This is a genomic window from Kaistella sp. CFF1-2 (genome assembly GCF_059509915.1).
The window spans coordinates 323,992-348,505 of sequence record NZ_JCAKLF010000003.1 but is presented as its reverse complement, the minus strand read 5'-3'; the positions used below and the strand labels follow the sequence as shown (position 1 = coordinate 348,505).

The window sequence follows — 24,514 nt, the reverse complement described above, 5'->3', positions numbered from 1 at the left end:
AAAATTAAATAAATAGATAATTTTTATAATTGATCCAACAACATTTCGAAAATTCAGAGTTCATAAACCAATAAATCATAAAAGAAAAGTAAAAAAATAAAATTCCAAGTGAAACAATTACTCTATCTCGTTTTACAAATTTATTAATAAATATTGGCCAAATTGAAATTTGAACTATTGCAAAGAACTGTCCAAGTCTGTCACTAAAAGTTGATAGTTTGAAGCTTACTAAGAATAAAAACAAACTTCCAACAGCTAGAAAGAAAAATATTTGGAAAAATTTTGGGAGTTCTTTTTGAAAATATTTCAAATTAAGTAAAAAAACCACAGAAGGGATTGCATTCATAATATGGCGATAAACACCTCCTCCTGAACTAAAATTTGAATCTTCGCCATATGCTTCAAACAATGAATTTAACCTAGAAATTAGGAAAAAGAAAATAACACTACCAAAAACAAGTAATGGAATTAATTTTTTCACATTTCGATTATTGATAAATTTTATAGGATAAAGGGCCAAAAAAACCAATCCAGTCTTATGAAACATTGAGGCAAAAAAGACAAAAACTACATACCATATAAATTTTTTTTCACTAAACAAAATTAAAGCAATTAAAATAAAGCCTAGTGCGGTTGCTTGTCTTGTATACCCCATACCATTAACAAATATCATATATGGTAGTGCTATTGCTAAAGAAAATAGAGGGTATGGTTGTTTTCTACAGTAAATAAAAACACCAAACATTAGAAATATGGCACATATAAGATTTATATAAGCCATTGGATTTTTGCCTTTTATGTAATAATTCAAAAAACTGTAACCCGGTTCTGCAATTGTAAATGTTTGCCAATAACTTTTGGTAAATTGGGTTAAACGATATCTGAACAAATAATTATACCAATCTCCTCCTATTTGATATCGTAATCCAACAAAAAAAACTAGGAACAAGCAGAAAATACCTAAAAAGAAAACATGATTCTTTCGAGGAGTCAGGTTGGCTAAAATAACCAAAATAAATATGGACAGGTAAAGAAACATTACGTACTAAATAAAGATTTCACACTATCTATAACAGTATTTTCATAATGCTTATCATTATAATAGGTCTCAAAAACACTATTATAAATGCTAAACATTGGTCCAAAATCTACAATGTTTTTATGATGATTAATAATTTGATTAGCTACTTCGTCACTTTTTAATGGTGATGCAAGCTTAACTTCATAATTACCTAGATGTACGTGCTCTTCAAAATCATGAACAACATTAGTATACACTGGTATTAATCCACACGCTAGATAGGAATTCATTTTAGTAGGTGTGGCAACATTATTTACAGCATCATCTTCTCTAAGGATGAAACCATATTTAAATTGGCTTAAGACATTTTGAAGCTCGTCTAAAGTTGAATAGCTTACTTTTACATTCTTAACATTGTACTTTTGAATTAGCTCTTGAGCTTTGTCACCTTCCCCTGTCAATAGTGTTAATGATGAGTTAGGCTCTAGTTCATTAATTTTTTTAAAAATCTCTAAAGTTTTGTCAATACATTGCCATTTTGATAATCCACCAGCATAAACAAAAGATAAATTATTGTACCGATCTGAATTTTCAAAAAAATCTTTATCTATATCTTTATTATAGCAAGGAATTAAGAGACTATTTTGAGCTCTTACTTTATATTTCGTTTCAAAAAAATCTTTCATACTTTTTGAAACAAAAATGGACAATTTTGATTTTTTTAAAGCTTTCTTTTCAAAGTAGTGTAAAATACGTCCTCCAAAAATCGATTTCAGTTTATTCGAGTTCATCATTTTAAACTCTTCTTCTCCAATCCCTTGAAACCAAGTAATTAGGTGTTTAGATTTCAACCCCAACAAATCTCTAGGTCTAATGATAACAACAATGTCATCTTTAGTAATCAAGTTTCTATCCTCAACTCGAGAAACGTTAAAACCTGCAGATTTTATCCCTCTTTCTAGGAGTTTACAATAATAATCTGTTGCTTCGTTAATCGTTCTCTTTGGCAAATAAAACTTTACACTCGCTTTCATTTATACTAGATTGTTTTTAAAATCATTTAACATCGAATCTGCCAAGGTATTTAAATATCCGATAGAATTCGAATAATTTGGAAGACTATTTACTGAATTTACAAACAATGTTTCTAACTCATTAATATCGAAAGGCTTCTCCCATAATGCCAATTCTGGAATTTGGTTTGCCAAAATTTTTAATTTATCTTCGATTTCAATGCAGATAACTTTCTTTCCCAATAAAGCACCTATAATTGCTCCATGATATCTTGCTGAAATAAAAACATCAAATCTATTTAGTCTGTTCATGTATGTTTCTATGGACATACTTTTAGGGTCCCATAATAATACCTTACTACCTTGAACAAGTTCTAATACTTTTTTATCTTTTTTAGGGGCAAATATGATAAATTCAAATTCATATTGAGGGTCTTCCTTATGCAAATTATAAAATTTAAGAATATTGCTTATATAAGCATCGCCTTCATTATCCCAACCCCAGTCTCTAAGTATAATTCCTACTTTTCTTATCGTAGAGTCTTTTTCTCCTGAATTTTTTGGAGGAATTAAATTTAACTTTTTAAAATAGGAAGAAAAAACAACATCAGCACCTAACGTAGACTTTATCTTCCACACATCACAAAATGATTTTGATACTTGATCTCTAACTCCTACATATCTTGCTTTTTTAACTCGTTCTTTCGCAGACAACTCCGCTGAACTATTATTTGAGAAAGGACCTATTCCAAAACCTAAAAAAGCAACATTTCTAGCATCATCGTTTCTTAGTTTATTTATCACCAAACTCGGATTCGTAATTACTAATGATACTTTTTGAAAAAAAGATAATGGCTTTGAATTAAAGGCAAAAAATTGTGTTCCACCTCCATAAATAAGCCAATCTGCATTTTTAATATTTTCATTATAAGTGCTTTTCTTCAATAACGATTCAACATAATCCGCATTTTCTCCTGAAAAATTTAATTGCAAATCAAGAAAATTTTCAATGAAATAATTTTCAAATACAATCATTAGCAAATCGTCACCAAAGTTTGATTCGCCATAAGCCCCCTTTACATTAATCTTCATAAGAAATTAATTAAAATACCATATTTTTTGATGTTAGTATTGCCTTCAAATCTGTATAATTCAAATCTTGAACAGCCGTTTTATTATTAATAGCCAATACCGCTGCAAAACCCGAAACCTGTCCTAAAGTCATATAAACTGGCTCCATTCTAATTGAGCTATACCCAATATGTGAAGCCGACAAGCAAACAGGTACTAGCAAATTTTTACATTCATTCTTTTTAGGTACTAAACTACCATAGTCAATTTTGTATGGTTCTGAAACTCTCCCGGCAATACTCCCTTCATTTTTAACAAATCCTTTAGAATTCACATAGCGTTGTACCGTGTGTGAATCCATCCAATAGGAACCTAGAGCGACTGATTTATCAGCAATCTTTACACCTTCGCAATTTGCTTGAGTCATTACATACTCACCTATCATTCTTCTTCCTTCTCTGATATACAACTGATTAGGCCAGTGACCATTAGTTAAAAATTCATCTTTTGGAAGTCCCCATCTGCTATAGATCTCACGAATATTTGCTGGAACTTTATCACTATACGCTAACGTCCACATTAATCCCATTTGATAATCTTTATGCTCTTGAATAATACGCTCTCGTTCTAAATAAGTAGCTTCTGGGTAATTATAGTTTTTACCTACAAAATTTGTAGAAATGGGACCTGAATTATTAGAATCTGTTTTTCCATTAGGCATTGGTGTAAAATCAATAAAAGCAGGATCTTTACCAACTTTATAAATCTCTAAATATTTAAACAAAAGTGCGTAATCTTCCTCCTTATAATTCGCAGGCTTAGGAAAATCTATTTTATTTTGTTCCACATTTGTCAATGTCATTCTATAGCAGTAAGCCTGTAGCTTTTTATCTCCTGATCCTTCGTGACCCATCGTATAGTTAATATAAGAGTCATCAATAATACCATCGGGATTTTGATGTGAGTAATTTTGTCTAGTACGTTGGATTCCTGCTAGACTTTCACCATATTGCCCAGATGGCTCTCTACCTACAGTATAAGAAACACCTGCCTTAGCCATTAGGTCACCTTCATAGCTCGCATCAATAAATACTTTCCCAGAAATTTTCATTCCAGATTCCATAACTATTTCCTTTATTGAGTTTTGAGAGTCCTTGATTACACCTTTTGTTAGGCTTAATCTTTCCGAATGCAATACCGGTATTTTATTTTCCATTATCATTTTTCGAAATACAAACTTGGCAGCTTTAGGCTCAAACCACATCATCATTTCAGGATAAGAATTATATTTATAAAAACTTTCTTTGGTTCCCGCAAACCAATTTGAATCATCAGAATAAAAGCTTTTCAATTCTTTAAAAAAGTCTTTAGTCGTTCCTCCGATGATTGCTGATGAAGTATAGTCCGTCGCACCTAATCCATTTGTAATCATTCCGCCCAAATAAGTCCCTTCTGGAGAAATTAACAATACAGACTTATTAGAATTAGCAACTTCAATAGCAGCCGTGATTCCTGCAGGAGTTCCTCCATAAATGATGACATCGTAAGATTTCCCTAAATCTACATTAGCCCCAGTTGTTGAATTAAAATCTTTAACCAGTTTAGGTTCTCTAATCTCATCATCTGAATTGCAGTTAATAAGCGTTGCAAAAATCAAAAATAAATAGTAGAGTAGTTTCATGATTCGTTTTTTAAACACTATTTTTTTAGTAAACTTTGTTTTTTTGAAATTATAAAATTTGTAATAAATTTCTTATTTACAACTAAAAATACAAATATTGATGATATAAATAATAACGCAAAAATATAAAATGGTATCTCAAAATAAATTATAATAATATTAATTAATATAACTAATATTAAATAAAAAAATAATTCGTTAGGTATAAACAATTGAAAACTACTATTTCTCTTAACATCGTGATATCTAAGAAATGTCATAACAAAATATCCCAATAAAAAGGATAACGAAACACCTTGTAATCCAAATTCGTTAATTAATAAAAAACAAGAACCCACAGAAAAAGCACCTCCTAACAATGTGGTAATTGTAATCCTTAAGGTTTTTTTTTCTTTTTGAAAAATTAATGTTATTAATGCTCCAATTGTATTAAAACCAACACCTAAAAAAAGTAAGGGCATAAATTTCCAAGAGGAATAAAACTCATTACTAATAATAAATTTTGAATATATAGGAGCTCCAATAGAAAGTAATAGTACCAAAATAAGTTCTAATTTGATAAATTTAATTACTAATGTATTAAAATTACTGTAATCATTAGATTCACTTTTCAAAAAAGCATCTTGTATTGGAAGCATTAATACAGAATTTATAAGGATTAAGATTGAGGGAAACCTACTTGATATTGCATACAACCCATTGGCATCAACCCCCATATATTTTAATATAATAAATTTACTTGCTGACGAAATAAGCCACCAACTCATTAAATTAGGAATCAACGGTAGGGAATAAGCTAACAATCTCTTAATTAAGGATTTATCTAAATAGCTTACATTGAAACTTTTAAAGAAATTTAGTTTTATAATAATTAAAACACATGCGATACCATTGGCAATTATATTCGCTATTAGAATACCTTCTACTTTAAGATGGAGAATAAAAATAAAAAACACATTGAATACAACCATCAAAAAGCTCGTTAGTACACCGTTTACGGCAAATTCTTTTGTTTTACCAACACCACGCAAAAAGCTTTGTAAAAAAGGAAGCAAACAGCTAAAAAATAGAGTTGGAACAAAGAAGTGGCTGTAGACAAATTGATCAAAAAATGCTATGTAGATGTAAAAAAGAATTGTAAAAATAAAAAATGCAAGTAAAAAAATAAAAATTGAATTCGTAAATATCTTTGTCTTATATATACTATCCTTTATGTCTTTTTTCTCTATCAACCAACGATAAGAAGCATCTGAAATCTGAAGAGATACTAAAGGAACCAACAACGTAATGGTCGTTAGAAACAAATCATACTCTCCTAAATCCTTTTTTGACAAAAAAAAGGAATACAATGGAACTAAAAGAAAAGCTAAAATTTTAGAGCCAAAACTTCCAATAGAATAGATGATTGTTTCCTTAAACAGCCCTTTTTCTTGAGCCATACCCTAGTTTAAGGTCGAGATAAAATCGACAATTCTCTTACAAGCATTACCATCTCCATATGGGTTATGCAACCTTGACATAGCTTGATATGCTTCTGATGAGTTCAAAAGTGTAGTACATTCCGAAATGATCTTTTCAGAATCTGTACCTACTAAAATGACCGTTCCTGCATCTACAGCTTCAGGTCTTTCGGTAGTCTCTCTCATTACTAAAACTGGCTTTCCTAAACTTGGAGCTTCTTCTTGTACCCCACCACTATCTGTAATAATTAAATAAGATCTATTCATTAACCAAACAAAAGCAGGATATGCTAGAGGTTCAATTAAACTAATATTTGAAACCCCAGAAAGATACTCAAAAACAGGCTTCTGGACATTGGGATTTAAATGCACCGGATATATAATCTGAACCGAAGGATTAGAAAGTGCAATAGCTTTTAAAGCCTTACAAATATTAATAAAGCCTTCCCCATGATTTTCTCGTCTGTGACCAGTAACTAAAATAATTTTAGAATTTGGAATAATTAGATTTTCTAATATTTCAATTTCGGAATTAGAATATTCTTTCAACCTTTCTGAGCTTTGCATTAAAGCATCTATTACTGTATTACCTGTAACTAAAATTGACTCCTCATTGACATTTTCTGCTAATAAATTTGATTTTGACTTCTCAGTTGGTGCAAAATGAAAATCTGAAACCCTTCCTGTAATCTGTCTATTAATTTCTTCAGGAAAAGGAGCCCTTTTATTGTGAGTTCGCAAACCAGCTTCAACATGACAAACTTGAGCACCACTGTAAAAAGATGCTATACTTGCAGCCATAGTTGTTGTAGTATCTCCATGCACATAAACATAGTCAGGCCTAAAGTCCTCCAAAACATCTTTTAACCCAACAATAATGTCCGCAGTAAGAGAATATAGGTTTTGATTAGGTTTCATTAAATCTAAATCATAATCAGGAGTTATACTAAAAAACTCCAATACTTGATCAAGCATTTGTCTATGTTGGGCGGTTACGCAAACTTTAGTTTCAAACTCTTCTGAACTATTAAAAGCATTAACTAGTGGAGCCATTTTTATTGCTTCCGGCCTTGTTCCAAACACAATAAGATTTTTCTTTTTCATAAAATAATATCAACAATTCTATTAACCTTCCTCTTAGTTTACAGTTTTTCTTTTATTCTCTCCAACCAACTTTTTTCCTTTGCACCATAACCATAACCATACTTATTCCCATAACCAAAGTTATTTTTATCAACATCATTCAGGACAAACCCAACATTTTTGATCTTTCCAGAATTAATATTGGAGTTTGCAAAATCGATTAATGCCTTATCCGTATAACCAGAACGAGTTACATAAATGGTTACCTCTGCCAATGAGGCTATTAAGAATGTGTCAGTAACCAACATTAATGGTGCTGTATCCAAAATTATATAGTCATAAAGAGGCTTTAGTTTATCTAATAATTGCTCATAGCGACCATTACTTAATAATTCAGTTGGATTTGGAGGAATCATACCCGAATAAATTACATCACAATTTGGGTTAAATGATGTAACGTGAATTATCTCGTCCAATTTCGTATCATCTGAATATAAATATTCAGTTAATCCCTTTAATCCCTTTCTAGATGTATTATACCTTTGTAATTGCGGATTTCTAATATCAGATCCAATTATTATTACCTTCTTAGTTGGATTAGCCAATGTTAGTGCCAAATTCACAGACGTAAAGGTTTTCCCTTCACCTTTTACGGTGGATGTTACAAAAACGATTTTACCACCAGAGGTTTTAGGTAAAATAAAATTCATATTCGTAATTAAAATCCTAAATGCCTCAGCCATTGGCGATAAATCATTAGAAGTAACAATTTCTGGCTCTCCCTTCTGAATTCGTGGTAATTCTCCCAAAAATGGTGCTTGCGAAACTCTTTCTAAGTCATGCTTGGATTTAATTTTATTGCTTAGTAATTGGGTAAGATATATAATAGCAAATGGAATTATTAATCCAAAAATTAATGCGCCCAGCATAATTATTATTTTGTTGGGAGACACAGGTAATCCAGACGGGTAAGCAAGATCAATTACTCTTGCCTTTGGAGCTGAAATTGATTGTGCTATAGCTACTTCTTCCCTTTTTTGCAATAGTAACAAAAACAAATTTTCCTTAATTTGCTGTTGCCTCTCAATCCCTCTAAACAGCTTTTCAAGAGAAGGAAGTTTTGTAATTTTTGAAGATATTTTATTTTGCTCTAACTGATACTCCTTACTAGCTAATTCTAAACCTTGTCTGTTCTTTTGTAGACTTTCCAGAACAGAATTTTTCATATTTTGAATCTGCTTTGTCAACTCAACAACTACAGGATTTTCATTCGTTGCTGATTGTAAAAGTCTATTTCGCTCAGTAACTAATTGATTATAACTCGAAATATTGGCAGAAGCGTCTGAACTATTCAAACCAATATTAGTTGGAAGTATCTGATTATTCGCCTGTTTTTTTACAAAACCTAATAATACATTTGTTAATTCTAATTGTGAATCTAAATCCACCTGTTTTGCCCTGGCACTTGCTGATGTCTCCAAATTAATCCTAGCCTCAGTTTCTAAGTCAGTTAATCCATTTTGAGATTTGAATTGAGCTTTTTCGCTTTCTACTGCCCCTAGTTCATTTTGTAATTTAGCAATCCTATCATCTATAAATTCAAGTGTTCTTTTAGATTCTGAATTTTTATCTAATATTGCATCGTTATTATAAGAAATAACAAGCGAATTAAGTATATCCTTTGCTTTATTAATTACTGGATAATTAAGTGAAAGTCCAACAACTGTTGCATCATCACTAACTAAGTCTACAGATAATTTTTTTTGAAGAATGTTAACTTTTTTATCTGCATTAGAAATTACAAGTTCTAAAAAATTTGGATCAATTCCCAAGGCTTGTTTTTCAATAAAAGATTCATTCTTTACAACAATAATATTAGCGTATGGTAAAGAAATCGTTTTACCAAACTCCCCTTTAATATTCTGTTTTAATTCGTCAGATGAAAGAACAAAACTATTTCCAGTTATATGAATTTGAACAGGCTCTTCTGGAAATTTCTGATAACTCTTTTCATTAATAATTTTCACATCAATTGGTGATGTTTCCTTATACAGTTCAACATCATTCCACTTTGTTCCAGAAAAAATATCAACTTGAAGGTTATTCTTTTCAACAACATCTTTCATCAGTTTTTTGGATCGCAAAATTTCCATTTCGTTTTCCACACTATTCGTTTTCATCCCCCCAAATCCAGACAAATCTTGAAGGACACCAGCATCAGAACCACTTGTATTACTTTTAGAATCTTTAATAAGAACTGTAGTCTGTATCTTATAAACAGGGGTTACAAATTTAAGAATAGTAAAAGTAAGCGCTAATAATATTAATGCGCTAATAATAAACCATGGCCATTTCTGCAAATAGGGTTTTAAAACTTGACTCAAATCAATTTCGTCAGGCGTTTCTTTTTTTTCTTTATCCAAAGACATATTACTTAATGTGATAAAAACGAATTACTTTTTGAATACTAACGCTAATATTGTAACAACGATACTTGCTACAGAAATATAAATCCCTGCATTGGGGTCTAATCTTGATGTTTTTTCTCTTGTTTTATTTGGAGACACATACAGAATATCATTCTGCTTTAATGCATAATTTGGTGAATTTAGCAATTCTGATTTTGTTAAATCAATAGTAGTCCTAATAATTTTACCATCTATTGAACGTATTAGTTGTACATTTTCACGATTCCCATAAATTGTCAAGTCCCCTGCCATACTCAAAGCACTTAAAACAGTTCCATTACCATCAGGAATAGTAAACTCTCCTGGTCTAGCAACTTCACCCATTACTGAAATTCTAAAATTAGTAAGTCGTACACTTACGGTAGGCTCTTTCACGTACCGAAGAACCTTCAATCTCAACTGCTCTTTTAATTCATCAACCGTTAATCCTTTTGCATTTACTGGTCCAATCACATTAATCTCAATCATTCCATCAGAATCGATTAAGTAGGTTGATCCAGAAACCGTAGATGTGGATGACATCGCATTACCCGAAGTAGTAACATTTTGTAGTACTTTACCAGAAGTGTAATTTTGATTAAATGGCTTTACAACCTCATTATCCGGAGCCATAAAGTTAATCACTAGCTGATCACCTGGTTGTAATTTTAATTCTCCAATTCTATTAATTTCATTTGTAATTTCTTGCTCGCTATCTTTAAAATACCCCAATTCTTTTTTTGTAGCACAAGAGTTTAGAATTAATAATATAGAATAAAAATATAGTAGTTTTTGTAAATTCATACTTTATAATGTCATTTGGCAAATATACAATAATTAACTTTTATTTAAAACACCTCTTATAAGCTAATAGTATACTCTTGAACTATTTTCTTTAACTCATGTTTCAATTCAATCGTATCAAAACTATTTAAATTATTTAGTATATAATTTATTTTGTCAGTCAATTTATCAAAATTGATACCACGTTCTTTACAAATGAATATCTTTTCGTGATTAGTTCTATATATTTTTGCACCTTTATAAAACAATTCTTCTTCTAATTTTTCCCCTGGCCTTAATCCAATATATTCAAAAACTATATCCTTATTGGAAAAACCTGAATACAATTTACCCATTTGCTCAGCAATATCTTGAATTAAAATAGGTTTACCCATTTCAAAATACATCGTTTCGTTAGATTTCCCCATCAATAAAGCATGTAAAACTAACTCGCACGCTTCATTGGTGGTCATAAAAAATCTTTTTACACCTGGGTGAGTGATCGTAACCGGCTCACCATTTTCTATTTGTTTCTTAAACATTGGCACAACCGAACCACTAGATCCGATTACATTTCCGAAGCGCACTATAATAAAATTAGGATATTCACTAAATATACTTTTCAAATACAATTCTGCAATTCGTTTTGTCACCCCCATCACACTTGTTGGATTAACAGCTTTATCCGTAGAAATAAAAATGAATTTTCTAACGTTAAATTTTTTTGATAAAATTGCTAAGTACTGAGTTCCAAGAATATTTGTTAATACACCTTCATGTGGACACAATTCTATCATAGGGACATGCTTGTAAGCTGCTGCATGAAAAACTAAGGAAAATTGATTTTTTTTAAACAAACATTCTAACCTCTCTAAATTGGTAATATTGATTAAAACATATTCAACTTCTATACTAAAAATTTGCTTATTAATTTCTAATCGAATTTCATTTAAAGCGCATTCTGATTGATCCAAAATAACGATCTTACTTGGGCTGAGTAAAAGTAGCTGTTTAACCAACTCACCACCAATGGACCCTGCGCCACCCGTAACTAATATGCATTCATCATTAAACTTATCCACTAATTCCCCCAATTCAAATTTATGCTCACTATGCTTTATAAAATCTTCAATTGATAATTTTACAATAGCATTATTATCAACTAGTCTATAAATTAAAACACCTTTAGAAAGAAATACATTGATATAATTTTTGATTAAGACATCACTACAATCTAACCTTTCATCAAGATATAGCTCTTCGATAGTATCAAGCAAATTACTTTCATTCAAAAATAAATTGGCAATGTCTATTTCTTTATTTTCAGAAATAAAATGTACTTTATTATCATTTAAACAATCAATATATCCAACAATGAATTTATTTTCAATAAAATTTTCTTGCTTTTTTTTTATTTCCAAAAACTTGCTTTTAGAAGTCCAAAAAATCGTATTTATTTTTGATTTATTTTTCATAATAATTTTAAATCGTATGTTCCACTATTGCTTTAAAGACTTTTATTTTCTAAAAAATCTAAAATTACTTCAGAAATCCATTCTAAGTGATTTGATGTAAGATTTGAGCCCGAGGGTAAGCAAAGTCCAAAGTTAAAGAGGTTTTCAGAAACTCCATTTTCATACTTTGGAAAAGCGGCAAAAACAGGTTGCAAATGCATCGGCTTCCATAAAGGTCGTGCTTCGACGTTATTCCTTTCCAATTCAAGACGTAGATTTTCAGGTGTATATCCAAATTTAGAATCTAAAACAAGAGCAGTGAGCCAATGATTCGAAAAAAACAAATCTGATGGCTCCTTAAAAACCTGTACTCCGTTTTTAGAGTCAAGCAAATCAGCATAAAATTGATTTAAAGATCGTCTTTGATGTACACGCTCAGAAAGTACTTCCATTTGCCCACGTCCGATTCCTGCTGACACATTACTCATTCTATAATTATACCCGACTTCCATATGCTCGTAATGAACAGTATTCTCTTTGGCTTGGGTGGCAAAAAAAATAGCACGTTGCTTATTTTCTTTGGTTTTAGTTACCAAAGCACCACCGCCTGAAGTAGTAATAATTTTATTACCATTAAAACTTAAAACAGAATAATCTCCAAAAGTTCCCATCATACGACCTTTGTAGGAGCTTCCTAGAGCTTCGGCACTATCTTCTATTATGGGAATTTCATATTTCTCAGCGACTGAGTGAATAGCTTCTACTTGATAAGGCATACCATACAAACAAACCACCATAATTGCTTTAGGCTTTTTCCCCTTTTTAATACGATCTACTATTGCTTCTTCTAAAAGAATAGGACACATATTCCATGTATCTCGTTCGCTATCAATAAAAACAGGAACCGCGCCGCAATAGCGTATGCAATTTGCCGAAGCAGCAAAAGTGAGACTTTGACAAATAACCTCATCTCCAGCCTTAATATCAAGTAAAACAAGTGCCAAGTGCAATGCTGCAGTTCCTGAACTCAATGCAGCAACATGCACATTACTTTCTAGAAAACCTTCCAAATCAGTCTCAAATCCATTGACATTAGGCCCTAGAGGCGCAATCCAATTCTCATCAAAAGCCTGCTGTATATATTTCATCTCACCACCTCCCATATGCGGTGAAGAAAGCCAAATCTTAGTTTCCATCCTTTAATTCATCTCTAAATTTAATGATTTTACCCGGATTACCAACAACAATCGTATTCGCTGGGACATCCTTTAAAATCACCGCTCCAGCGCCAATAATCGCATTTTCACCAATCGTAATACCTTGAACGACTTGGGCTCCCAATCCAATATGCGCTCCTTTTTTAACAGTAATATTCCCCGCTAGCGAAGCATTGGGTGAAACATGAACAAAATCTCCAATAACACATTCGTGCTCAATTACACTTGAAGAATTGATGATACAATGATCACCAATATGCACTTCGGCATTAATACACACCTTAGGCATGACCACCGTTCCTTCTCCCATAACCGTAAATCGCGAAATATAAGCTGTATTGTGCACCATATTAGCAAATGTACAAAGTGGAGCTATTCTTTTGGCAATCCGTTCTCTAATCGAATTATCACCAATAGCAATAATGAGTTCTTTATTCGTAAGTAAATTATCTGTTGGAATATAAATGGGTAATTGATGCGGAAAAGAAGTTGGCGGATTATCATCCACCAAATAATCTAAAAGTCGATTGTTCGATAAGATCAAATCATAAATCACTTTAGCTTGACCTCTGGCTCCGTAAAGTATCATAACACTTCTCCTTTAAAAGCTTCCATACTAAGCTTTGGTTCAGCATTAACGCCATGTCTTCTTAACACTTTATCAATGGTAATTCCGACAATCCGACAATCCAAGTCCCATGACAGATTCTCCACATACTCTACATCAAAATGAAATTTTTCATCCCAACTTAAGGCATTTCGTCCATTCACTTGTGCCCAACCTGTTATTCCAGGTTTTACAAGATGTCGTCTATTTTGAAAATCATTATATAACGGAAGATACTCCACCAACAAAGGTCTTGGCCCAATAAGACTCATATCGCCGAGCAAAACATTAACCAGTTGTGGTAATTCATCTACCGACGTAATACGTATCCATCGCCCGAAACGAGTTAATCGTTCATGATCGGGAAGTAAACTCCCCATTTCATCACGTTGATCAGACATGGTTTTGAATTTAATAATGGTAAAGATTTTACCATTTTTCCCCGGCCTTTTTTGTAAAAAAAGTGGAGTTCCTCGATTGGAAATTCCGAGCAAAATAGCTATGATAAGCATCGGAAAAAATAGCAAAATGAATAGAGACAGTGCTACCACCCAATCGGCTGCTGGTTTAAAATAAGTTTTGTACATGGTTAGTTTTCAAGATCAAAAGCAATTTCAAATTACTCTTCATCTTGTAGTTTAGTTTTTAGTTTTATTAAATTTAAAAAATAAATTGTTTTATCCTCTATTTTTTAAATATTTTCTTGAGCTAAAATAAATTCCTACTCCTGTAAATATCAAAAGGAATGGTAGAAAGTTATCTATAGGTGTAGGCTCTCCTGGATTTCCAGGACTATTAATGGTTGGATCCTCTTGTTTGATATCCTTTTGCTCCTTTACCTCATCATTCCTAAATGTATTATCATTATCAGAATATTGTGCAAAACTACAAAGAAATAGCGTAGTTAAAGTTATTGTTATTAGTTTTTTCATGACTATTTTTAGGTCTTGAATTATACAAATGTACATTTTTTTATAGAGACAATACTCCTCATAAAAAGATCACCAAAATATTTTCCTTGTAATCTTTTCATTATCAATCTTGAAAACAATTATTTTAAGATCATTTGAAGTATTCAGCTGATCTAATTCTATACTTTTTTTATTTGGTTTCCCTTGATATAATAATTGTCCTACAACATTAAAAATGAGTACTTCTTGGATGGGCTTTAATTTAGATTTTAATACCAAAAAAGTTCCATCCTTATACACATCAACAGTTGATTTAATTGAAATATCATCTGTTAACAAAGAAGAATCTCTAAAAACAATACTCCACCGATTCTCTTCCACACCTTTTTTTGCAAAAAAACGATAGGGTTTTTGATTTGACAATTTTGTAATTGTACTTGTCACTCTATCTTTTAGGAGAATAATTTCTTTATCAACAAAAATCCCGTCCACATCTTTAATATTAATTTCGTACAAACCATCCTCATAAAAGCTCATTCCTAACGGGATTTCATCACTACTATCAAAAGAACCCCTACCTTCAATCGCAAGAGCTTTGGTGTTCAAAATAGTATATAAAGCATCCGATGCTTTTACAACCAAAGGCGCGTCAAAATCAAGCTCAAATTGTTTTGAAGAACCATATACGTATCCAATTAAAATAGTCGAAACCACATCCAAAGGCGTTTTTAGTTGTAGCCAAAACCGATCTTTTTGAATTTGATTTACTTTATTAATAAACATTGAATTAGATTCGGAATTTCGCATCGAATTATTCCAAATCAGATTTCCAGGTTTTTTAGCTTTTACAATAAAACCTTGACCAATTTTGACATTCGGAACCATTGAAAAATAGGTATTAACCGTTCCTGACATTACCACCCCACCTGTTCCATTAAAAACGCTATAATTATTGAGAAGTCCATCTTTCGGATAACCACTTCCTTGCATCGGACCATTCGGATTAATATTAGTCCAAAAATAAGCGAGAGCATTTATTAACTCTTTATTTTCTGAAAATAGTTTTTCGATATTGATATTTGATGGATAAGGATTGCCAATAAGATTGTAACCATGATTTGAATCTGTATAAAAAAGAGGCAATTCGTAAAAGCCATTATTAGGCACACCAGTAAACGTTCCTTGAAAAGTGCTTTGCAAAGACGAAAAAGTACTTGGTGCGCCAATAGCATAACCTTTACCAGGAACTTGAAATGAAGAAAGAAGAGGATTTACACTGGTAAAAAAGTCATTCCATTCGTTATAAGTTAGAAATTGTTTATCTGATGTATCAGGAGAAAAAGACTTTAAATTCTGTCCCAAAACTGGAGATGCCCAATAGTTGTAATCTCCCTTTTTTAGCATCGCATTTCTTATAACACGAATCTCACCTATATTACTATTTACATCGTAAGTTTGTACTAAGTTCGCATTATTTTCTATAAGCACATTTCCATTATTAATCAACGCGTTATGAATAACAACATGTTCATTATCTCCAACAATTAAATTTGCTCCAGCTTTAATTTCACACGAACAGGCTTGAAAATTTCCAAAATTTTTAGTTGAATAGTCGTTCAAAATTATTGCTTTTTGATTCGGTTTTGGTGTCTGACCATCACCAGACCAAGATGTACCATTCCATTCCTTAATGTTATTTTCAAAAGCAAAAATAACAACATCATCGATAATCAATCGTGAACTACCACTAGCGGGGGCATTTCCTACTAACTCAAATTTGAACCGAATGGGTTGATTAGTAGTCAATGAAGAAACCTGATATTGATACGGTACAGCGGAAATTGTAGGAGATAGATTAAATTCCTGAGGATTATTATACGAAACACCCTGATCGACCGATTGCAATACACGAACCATTAAATTTCCTGTCGAGATTGCTTTAAACTCTAAACGGATCGCACTTGAAACATCAAAATCCATGGACGAATACGCTTTAACTGATGGTTGTGTTGCATACAGACGCATTTGTAATGATTGCTGCTCCGTTATAGAACCAGTTTGGGATGGTGTCCCGAAATAGGTACTCCATGTATTTCCTGAAGGACCTGAAACATAAGGTGTAGAATTATTGTAAATTGCTCCTAAACCATTTAAGTTACTCGTAAATTCTGGTGATTCAAAACCTGTTTCATAAATGCGTTTTTCATTTGGTGAACACGAAATAAAATCACCTGCAATTCCCTGAATTAAAAAGCGATACGGATTTTTATTTGGTAATCTATCCGAGTTTTGAATAACTACTATTGCATTTTTTATTCCTATGGTATCCGGTTGAAACGAAATTGTAATTTCTCGAGAACCACCAATAGGTATGGTGAATACCGAAGGTGCAATTACAAAACTTCCTGCATCTTGACCTTCCGTTGTTATACTTGTCACGTCCAAAATATCGTTTCCTCTATTATAAATGGTGAAATTCTTCGATGTTATGGTAGGATACGATGTATTAATATTTGAAAACCCAATTCGTGTATTGTTTTCGTCTTTGATATCACTACTCCCATTTATGATAATCATCGAATTTCCTCTTACTTCAACTTCTCCATTTCTTCCGTTTCCTCTTACATTAAAACGATATTCCGATACATTGGTACTGGTGTTGCGGATATGAATGATCGCATTTTTTTCGCCCATACTATTTGGAGAAAATGTAATTGTAAAGGATATTGTGGTTTTTGCATTAATAAATTGAGGCAAGAGGGAAATACTAAAATCACTTGGATTGGCACCCTCGATATTGACGGACGAAATTTGAAATCCTACTCCACCACTATTTTCAAGTAGAAAAGATTTAGTTTGAAGATCACCAATTGATAGTGTCGCAAATTGGGTATTTTGAAGCGGGTTTGACACATTGGTACCAGAACCATTACCCGAAATTGAAGGATTTGATGCAATTTGTGCTTTTACATCAATGAAACCTACCGGAGCGGAAACTTCACCACTTAAAGAAAACGACTGAATAGGGGAATTTACGGTCTGAAAATTAATAATCCCTGAATAGCTTCCCTGACTGATATTACTTTTTAAGCGGATATAAATATTGGTCAATACAACCACATTGGAAGCATTTGGTGTCAAAACCAATGTTTGTTGCGGATTCGTAAATCCTTGATTTGTAGAAACCTCCCAATTAGAATCACAGGTAATTAATAGTTCCCCTTCCATGTTTTGTCCGGAAACCTGAATTGTCTGATAGGGTGAAGGACCTTGCCCTTCAGCATAAGTAAACAGAGTTAACGATGCTGCATTAATCTGTAAAACGGGTATCATCGTACATGCCGAAGTCCCATTCTTATTCGAACGAACTTCCTTATCGATTATCGAAGCTTTCCCAACTAATTCATGAAAATCTGCTTTAAAACTAATTTTAGCCCATCCATAAAAAGGATGGATATTAAAAAGTATAAAAAACAACAACCGAAAAAGCTTCTTGTTGTATAACCGTTTCATTTTCAATCATTTGTGTAGTTAATTAAAAAAAAAGAAAAATTCAAACAAAAAGTCAAAAAATACTGCAGAATTAATCCGCAGTATTCCATATTATAAATAAATCCTGCGGATTTTAATTTTTAATTTTCTTGGTAGTAATCGTACTTCCTTGAACAATTCTAAGTAGAAATATACCTTTTCCTAAACTTGATTTTGAAATTCGAATAACACGTTTTTCATCCATAATTGTTTTAAGTAAACGACCTTGCATATCATAAATCGATACTTGGTTTATGTCTTTATCCTTAGCATCTACGACAAAATCATCTCTTTCTAAATAGACTTTAACTCCGCCAATAGAATTTTCCTTATTATTTAAAACCCCATCAAAATTGGATTGAGTGTATACAATCTCAAATCGATTGGTAAATGAACCTTTTTCACCAAAATACGAATAGTTCCCTTTGCTTAAGTCTGTAATCGTTTTCAGATCGTTGTCCTTTAAATAAATAGCTTGTGCATTCGCGAATACACCTTCTTGATCCCCTAAAGAAATTTCATATTTACCATCTTGATAATGCGTAACACCAATTGGAACTTGGTCTGCTGTTGTGAACGAACTTCGTCCATTAATAACAACTCCAGATCCGTCCGTTGTAAATGTGTAAAAAGAGTTAGACTCGTTACTATCAACATCAGAATCCTCCATGCCCTTTGCATTGGATAGCGAACTTATGTACACAATTGCAGAAGAAAGTACTAAATCATTTGGTGTTTTAAAGCGTAGCCAATAACGATTTAGTAATGCTGTTTTCCCAAAAAACAAGGATCCTGTATTATCTGTGGTCTTTAAAGTGGCTGGGTTACTCCATAACAGGGATTTTCCAGAACCTAGAGCTTGAACCATAAATCCTTGACCAACTTTAAGAATTTTATTTGGTGTTCTAGGCGCTGCCAAAGCACTTGCAGTTGATGTTCGCAAAACCCCTGTAATGGACTTAGCATTATAGATTGCGTAAGCACTGCCACTATAATTAGCGCCCTGTTGTTCATATATATTATTTGCCTTGTTATCCCAAAAACGGAATTCTGCCTTAATATTATCTTTATTAAGCGTATACAATACATCCAAATCAATATTAGTAGGATACGGATTACCAACAAGATTGAAGCCTAATCCTGTTGGAGAATAATCTAATGGATAATTAACAATATCCCCTACAAAAGGGACTCCTTTAAATTCTACTACACCTGATGGAACCAATGCTTTTGTAACTTCTTTTACTGCAGAACTTCTTCCTAATATATTAGCCCCACTTGATTGATAAAAATAACGGGTTCTTTCTACATAATACAAAACTTGAGGCTGACTTGTTCCTGTAACTCCAGGGTAAATGGTTTTAAAGGACTGTCCAGGTGCAAATTCTACAGGTGTTGCCAAATAGTTATATTGATCTCCTAATGCACTCAAATCTAATTTTTGTTGCACGATAGTAGTACCGCTTCCTGTATTAATTCCTTTTTGACTACTTAACTGCTTCAAGTTTCCATCAGGCTCCACGATTACACTTCCGTTATTGGTTAAGCCACCTTGTAATTCTACAAACTTATCAGCAGTAATCTTTAGTGTTTTGCCCGCATCTACCTCACATGAACAAGCAGTAAAAGAATCATTGCCTGCAGCACTGGTACTATAATCAGCCGAAATTTTTGCAATTCTTTGATTTGTTGCGGATGGTATTCCATTATCCCAGCCAGATGCAGAATAAGTTGAAGTAGAAGCAACACCTATAATTAAAGTGTTAGAAGTTGCTGGTGACCCACTGGTACAAAGTGACGCATCAGAAGTTATTGTTACCGTAACAGTATCATTATTCGCTAAAGTAGAACTTGAAAATGTGGCCGAATTTGTTCCTACATTACCTCCATTTACCTTCCATTGGTAGCTTGGCGAAGCACCTCCGTTAGTCGGGATAGCGGTAAATGTAATATTGGTTCCTGGAGCACAAATCGCTACCCCTGGATTCGCAGAAATTGCAACGCTTACAGGAAGTAAAGGATTAACCGTCATAATTATTGATGATGTCTTAGGCTGCGAACCACAACCTGTAACGGTATACGTGATGGTCGCCGTTCCAGGGCTTACACCAGTTACTACACCTGAAGAACTAACGGTTGCTATAGACGGAGTTGATGATGACCAAGTGCCACCTGTAGTTCCTGTAGTGGTTAAATTGGATGTTCCGCCAACACATATTGAACTTAAATTAGCAGAAATTGTTCCTGCGTTAACATTTGGATTTACTGTAATTGATGTTGTTGCTGTCTTTGTTCCTCCACAACCTGAAACGGTATACGTGATAGTTGCCGTTCCAGGATTAACACCGGTTACAACACCTGAAGAATTAACGGTTGCTATAGAATTAGATGAAGACGACCATGCTCCACCAGCTGTTCCTGTAGTACTTAAATTGGATGTCCCACCAATACATAGTGAACTTGAACTAGCAGTAATTGAACCCGCATTTACATTTGGATTTACTGTAATTGATGTTGTTGCTGTCTTTGTTCCTCCACAACCTGTAACGGTATACGTGATAGTTGCCGTTCCAGGATTAACACCGGTTACAACACCTGAAGAATTAACGGTTGCTATAGAATTAGATGAAGACGACCATGCTCCACCAGCTGTTCCTGTAGTATTTAAATTGGATGTCCCACCAATACATAGTGAACTTGAACTAGCAGTAATTGAACCCGCATTTACATTTGGATTTACTGTAATCGTAACATCTTTCGTTTTTGTAATATTTTGCCCCCCTCTAGAAAATTTGCCTGTAACCCTATATGTTGTTGTCGTTGTAGGACTAACCTCTATCGATTCGCCGACACCAACGAATGTGGATGTTTCCGGTATAGTCCATTCATAAGTATAAATCCCACTTGATGTCGCAGGGCTAGCCTTTAAATTAACTTTAGCCCCAGAACATATAGTTGCCGAAGCTGGAGTTATTGAGATTGCTGGAAGTGTAATTGTATACGTTATTTTTACTTGCCCATTTCCCCCGTTTCCTCCTGCTTGCTTGCTATTATTAAGCCATCCAACCTTTGCACCACCGCCACCGCCGCCTGGAAAACCACCTATATTTCCACTAGCAACCTCAAACCAATCTCCAATACCTGCACCTCCTGTACCTCCTCCATTTGGAGCAGCTCCTCCGCTACCTGAAGTAACACCACTTCTAGAAGTACCATTTCCACCGGAATTCTTAATTGCTCCATCGCTGGCATTAGCCTGTCCTCCCTGACTCTGATTCGGACCACCTGAAGCTGATCCAGAACCTCCGTACCCTCCTTTAGCCATCACAATATTTGCACTATTTGTACTTAAGCGAAAATAAGAATCTCCTCCATTTTCACCCATATTACCGTTTGCAGTTCCAACGCCACCTTTCCCAACGAAAACATTGTAAATCGCTCCAGCCGTAACGGCTAGACTATTATTTCCCGCGAAAGCACTACCACCCCCACCTGAACCCAATTTTACACCAGTTAAGAACTCCCCATCATTTACCGCGCCACCACCGGCACCACCTCCACCCCACGCTTCTATCTTAATGGAAGTTACCCCTTGCGGAACAGTAAAATTTTGCACCAAACCTGTATATTGAAAAATTTCGGTAACCGTAGTTTGCGCATAAGCAATAGTAAAAAGTAAAACGAAACAAAAAGACAGGAGGTTGCGTACTGAAGTAGATATATTTTTTTTCATTGGTATGGTGTTTTTGGTAGTTAAGATTTTTTAGGATACAGCAATAAATTGTAAACTAAAATGCGAATAAACTATAATGAAGGCTATCCCAATATGAGAACTTGGGAGACAAATAGGCATACCTTTTCAAGAAAGGATGTTTTTGTATTTTCATGGTTTTAGTTTAATCAAAGATACTAAAAATTAAGTAATTACGATTATTTTTTTATAAAAAAAATGTAGCTACAATTAATTCAAACCATTTTTTAACACAACGTTATGAGAAAACTTTACATAGGCTTTTTTAGAAATTTTATCCTGTTCTCCTAGATTATTTTTCAAAATCTCATATAATCGGTGAAGATCTGTCCAAACTTCAGCGTTCGTAAATTTTTTCTCAATGCAAATTCGTGCATTTGATGCCAAAAAGGAAACCATATTTGGGTTATCATAAAAAAGTTGCATTGCTTCTCTCAATGCTGCTTCATTTTTTTTAGGTATTAATATTCCGTTTTCATTAGATTTAATAATCTCATTACATCCACATATATCAGTAGCAATCGTAGGAAGTCCCATAGCACCACCTTCAAGAACTACATTAGGAAAACCTTCTCTATAACTTGGAAAAACAAGTAAATTTGCTATAGTGTAATAAGGACGGACATCTTCTTGAAAACCAACATGAATTATATTAGCAGATTCTAAAATTATTTTTTTAGTTTTTGGAGAAATAGGATCTATCTCGTCCTCATAAGGTCCAACCAGTAGTAATTTAATATCTTTTCTATTTAAATTCTTAAAAGCATTAACTAATTCTTCAATACCTTTATCTTTAACAATACGCCCAACAAAAACAAAAACAAAATCCTTGAAAGAGATTTGTAAACTATCTTTAAGGTCAGAAATCAATTGTAATGGAATAACATTACGGTCAAAATAACTTAAGTTAACCCCATTTACATTACCATTTGCAATAACTTTTAATGGCTTTCTAGTTATGTTGTACAATTCCAAATCTTTTCTCACCCCCTCTCCTTCAGGGATAACATGTGTTGCACAATAGCATAATAAGCGGTCCATATATATCAAAACATACTTTAATGGATTTCCTTTATAGGGGAAAACAAGTCCAGTAAATGTATGAACTCGAATGGGTACTCCCGATGCTTTTGCCGCAATCATAGAAAGAAGTCCTGCTTTAGGAGTAATGGAATGAACCATATGAGGCCGCTCATTCTTAAAAACAAAATAAAGCTTTATAAGTGAAACAATATCGTGAAAAGGACTAATTCTCCGTTTCATGTTCACCTCTACGGTACGAACACCTTCCCTTAGAGCAACATTTTCAAGTTCCTTTCCTGAGGAAGACACCCCAATAACATCATAAAATTGATTGAAATAAGACAATTGACCTTTTAACAGTCCGTCCAAAGAGCACGGAATCGTAGCGACCTTAACTATTTTGAAAGTTTTCATGGTAGTTTAATTTGAAATTCATGGTATAATTAGTTAGTTTTTACAAATTTCAAAAAAATAATTAACTTTCCACTAAAAATTCGAGATTTTTTTTATTTCCCTACCATAAGGATAAATTAACCTAACACAATAATTCAAAATTACAGTTCAGTAGAGTTTAATTGCTTTCGATTTTTAAAAACAATAAACGTAAACAATAAAAAACCAGCAGGAATTACAATTATAGTCATTAGCTTATTTGGAGATTCGCTAATAAAACTAAAATTTCTAGCCAATAAACTACTCGAAACATAATGAATTGAGTCCAAAAATTTCCTTTTTTTTGATTTTGTCACTTTTATACTTTCTTTTCTTAAAAAAGCAAATCCTTTCGGGTTTTTGTAATACTGATGAAACATATTAAGAGAAGAGCCTCCTGTTTGATAATCTACCGTTACCAAGAAATTGTTTAATGTTGCTAAATGCCCCAATTTGTCTGCTAAAAGATATTTATAATTTAAACCCACATATTTTTCCCCTTCAAACAGAGGGTAAGGCGGTAAAGCTTTCATCACATCGGTTTTATAAACCAACTTCTTGTCTCCTTTACCTCCTTGTCGATAAAACGATTCAATAGTGATTTCCGAACGGGTAAAGGGTGTTCCTATTAGATTCCCATTCATATCCTGATCCAATCCAGCCATACCTACCAAAGCCTTCGTATCAGGAAGCGACTTCCAAAAATTCAAAATCAATTCCACAGCACTTGGGGGCATAAAATCATCCGAATCAATACACGTATTGAGTTCGGTGGTAATGCTTTCATAGGCCAAATTATGAGCACCATGCATCCCTTGATTCTCTTGATAAACATAACGTATCTCTATTTTCTGTTCAGCGATAAATCTCTGTATCAAGTCTTGGGTCTCATCCTGCGAACCATCGTCCACCACCAACCAAAGGAAATCCTGCGAAGTCTGGTCTAGCAAACTTTCATACAAACGGGGTAAAAGATGCGCCCTATTGTAGCTGGGCGTAAAAATAGTAAGGGTCTTCATGGATAGCTTT

Annotated in this window: 17 protein-coding genes; all 17 read right to left on the bottom strand. The window is 33.2% G+C overall.

The window, feature by feature from the left end:
* Positions 1-4: 4 nt before the first annotated feature.
* Positions 5-1,012, bottom strand: coding sequence for an EpsG family protein (locus AC5XHR_RS10845; protein WP_495950812.1), 1,008 nt, complete (start codon positions 1,010-1,012; stop codon positions 5-7).
* A gap of 26 nt (positions 1,013-1,038) precedes the next feature.
* A complete protein-coding gene (locus AC5XHR_RS10840) occupies positions 1,039-2,055 on the bottom strand; it encodes a glycosyltransferase family protein (RefSeq protein ID WP_495950811.1) in 1,017 nt (338 codons plus the stop codon).
* Positions 2,056-3,126 (bottom strand): polysaccharide pyruvyl transferase family protein, encoded by a 1,071-nt coding sequence (locus AC5XHR_RS10835; RefSeq protein WP_495950810.1) that lies wholly within the window; start codon positions 3,124-3,126, stop codon positions 2,056-2,058.
* 10 nt (positions 3,127-3,136) lie between these two features.
* Positions 3,137-4,786 carry an FAD-dependent oxidoreductase gene (locus AC5XHR_RS10830; protein WP_495950809.1) on the bottom strand — a complete coding sequence of 550 codons (1,650 nt, stop codon included), beginning with the start codon at positions 4,784-4,786 and terminating at the stop codon, positions 3,137-3,139.
* 17 nt (positions 4,787-4,803) lie between these two features.
* Positions 4,804-6,225 (bottom strand): lipopolysaccharide biosynthesis protein, encoded by a 1,422-nt coding sequence (locus AC5XHR_RS10825; RefSeq protein ID WP_495950808.1) that lies wholly within the window; start codon positions 6,223-6,225, stop codon positions 4,804-4,806.
* 3 nt (positions 6,226-6,228) lie between these two features.
* Positions 6,229-7,350, bottom strand: a complete 1,122-nt coding sequence (gene wecB, locus AC5XHR_RS10820; RefSeq protein ID WP_495950807.1) for a non-hydrolyzing UDP-N-acetylglucosamine 2-epimerase — start codon at positions 7,348-7,350, stop codon at positions 6,229-6,231.
* A gap of 38 nt (positions 7,351-7,388) precedes the next feature.
* The gene (locus AC5XHR_RS10815) at positions 7,389-9,758 is read right to left on the bottom strand and encodes a GumC family protein (RefSeq protein WP_495950806.1); all 2,370 of its coding nucleotides are present in this window, start codon (positions 9,756-9,758) and stop codon (positions 7,389-7,391) included.
* Between the two features lie 24 nt (positions 9,759-9,782).
* Positions 9,783-10,580, bottom strand: a complete 798-nt coding sequence (locus AC5XHR_RS10810; protein ID WP_495950805.1) for a polysaccharide biosynthesis/export family protein — start codon at positions 10,578-10,580, stop codon at positions 9,783-9,785.
* Positions 10,581-10,636: 56 nt separating this feature from the next.
* Complete coding sequence (locus AC5XHR_RS10805) at positions 10,637-12,034, bottom strand: polysaccharide biosynthesis protein (protein ID WP_495950804.1); 1,398 nt, start codon at positions 12,032-12,034, stop codon at positions 10,637-10,639.
* A gap of 32 nt (positions 12,035-12,066) precedes the next feature.
* Positions 12,067-13,209, bottom strand: coding sequence for a DegT/DnrJ/EryC1/StrS family aminotransferase (locus AC5XHR_RS10800; RefSeq protein ID WP_495950803.1), 1,143 nt, complete (start codon positions 13,207-13,209; stop codon positions 12,067-12,069).
* Positions 13,199-13,819, bottom strand: coding sequence for an acetyltransferase (locus AC5XHR_RS10795; protein ID WP_495950802.1), 621 nt, complete (start codon positions 13,817-13,819; stop codon positions 13,199-13,201). Before AC5XHR_RS10795 ends, AC5XHR_RS10800 begins: the two co-directional genes overlap by 11 nt.
* Positions 13,816-14,424, bottom strand: coding sequence for a sugar transferase (locus AC5XHR_RS10790; RefSeq protein WP_495950801.1), 609 nt, complete (start codon positions 14,422-14,424; stop codon positions 13,816-13,818). Before AC5XHR_RS10790 ends, AC5XHR_RS10795 begins: the two co-directional genes overlap by 4 nt.
* A 90-nt stretch (positions 14,425-14,514) precedes the next feature.
* Positions 14,515-14,769 (bottom strand): hypothetical protein, encoded by a 255-nt coding sequence (locus AC5XHR_RS10785; RefSeq protein WP_495950800.1) that lies wholly within the window; start codon positions 14,767-14,769, stop codon positions 14,515-14,517.
* 69 nt (positions 14,770-14,838) lie between these two features.
* A complete protein-coding gene (locus AC5XHR_RS10780) occupies positions 14,839-18,261 on the bottom strand; it encodes a DUF8693 domain-containing protein (protein ID WP_495950799.1) in 3,423 nt (1,140 codons plus the stop codon).
* Positions 18,262-18,373: 112 nt separating this feature from the next.
* On the bottom strand, positions 18,374-22,012 hold the full coding sequence (locus AC5XHR_RS10775; RefSeq protein WP_495950798.1) for a DUF8693 domain-containing protein: 3,639 nt from the start codon (positions 22,010-22,012) through the stop codon (positions 18,374-18,376).
* Positions 22,013-22,240: 228 nt separating this feature from the next.
* On the bottom strand, positions 22,241-23,467 hold the full coding sequence (locus AC5XHR_RS10770) for a glycosyltransferase family 4 protein (protein ID WP_495950797.1): 1,227 nt from the start codon (positions 23,465-23,467) through the stop codon (positions 22,241-22,243).
* A gap of 140 nt (positions 23,468-23,607) precedes the next feature.
* Entirely contained in the window at positions 23,608-24,504 is an 897-nt protein-coding gene (locus AC5XHR_RS10765) for a glycosyltransferase family A protein (RefSeq protein ID WP_495950796.1), read from the bottom strand.
* Positions 24,505-24,514: the final 10 nt, after the last annotated feature.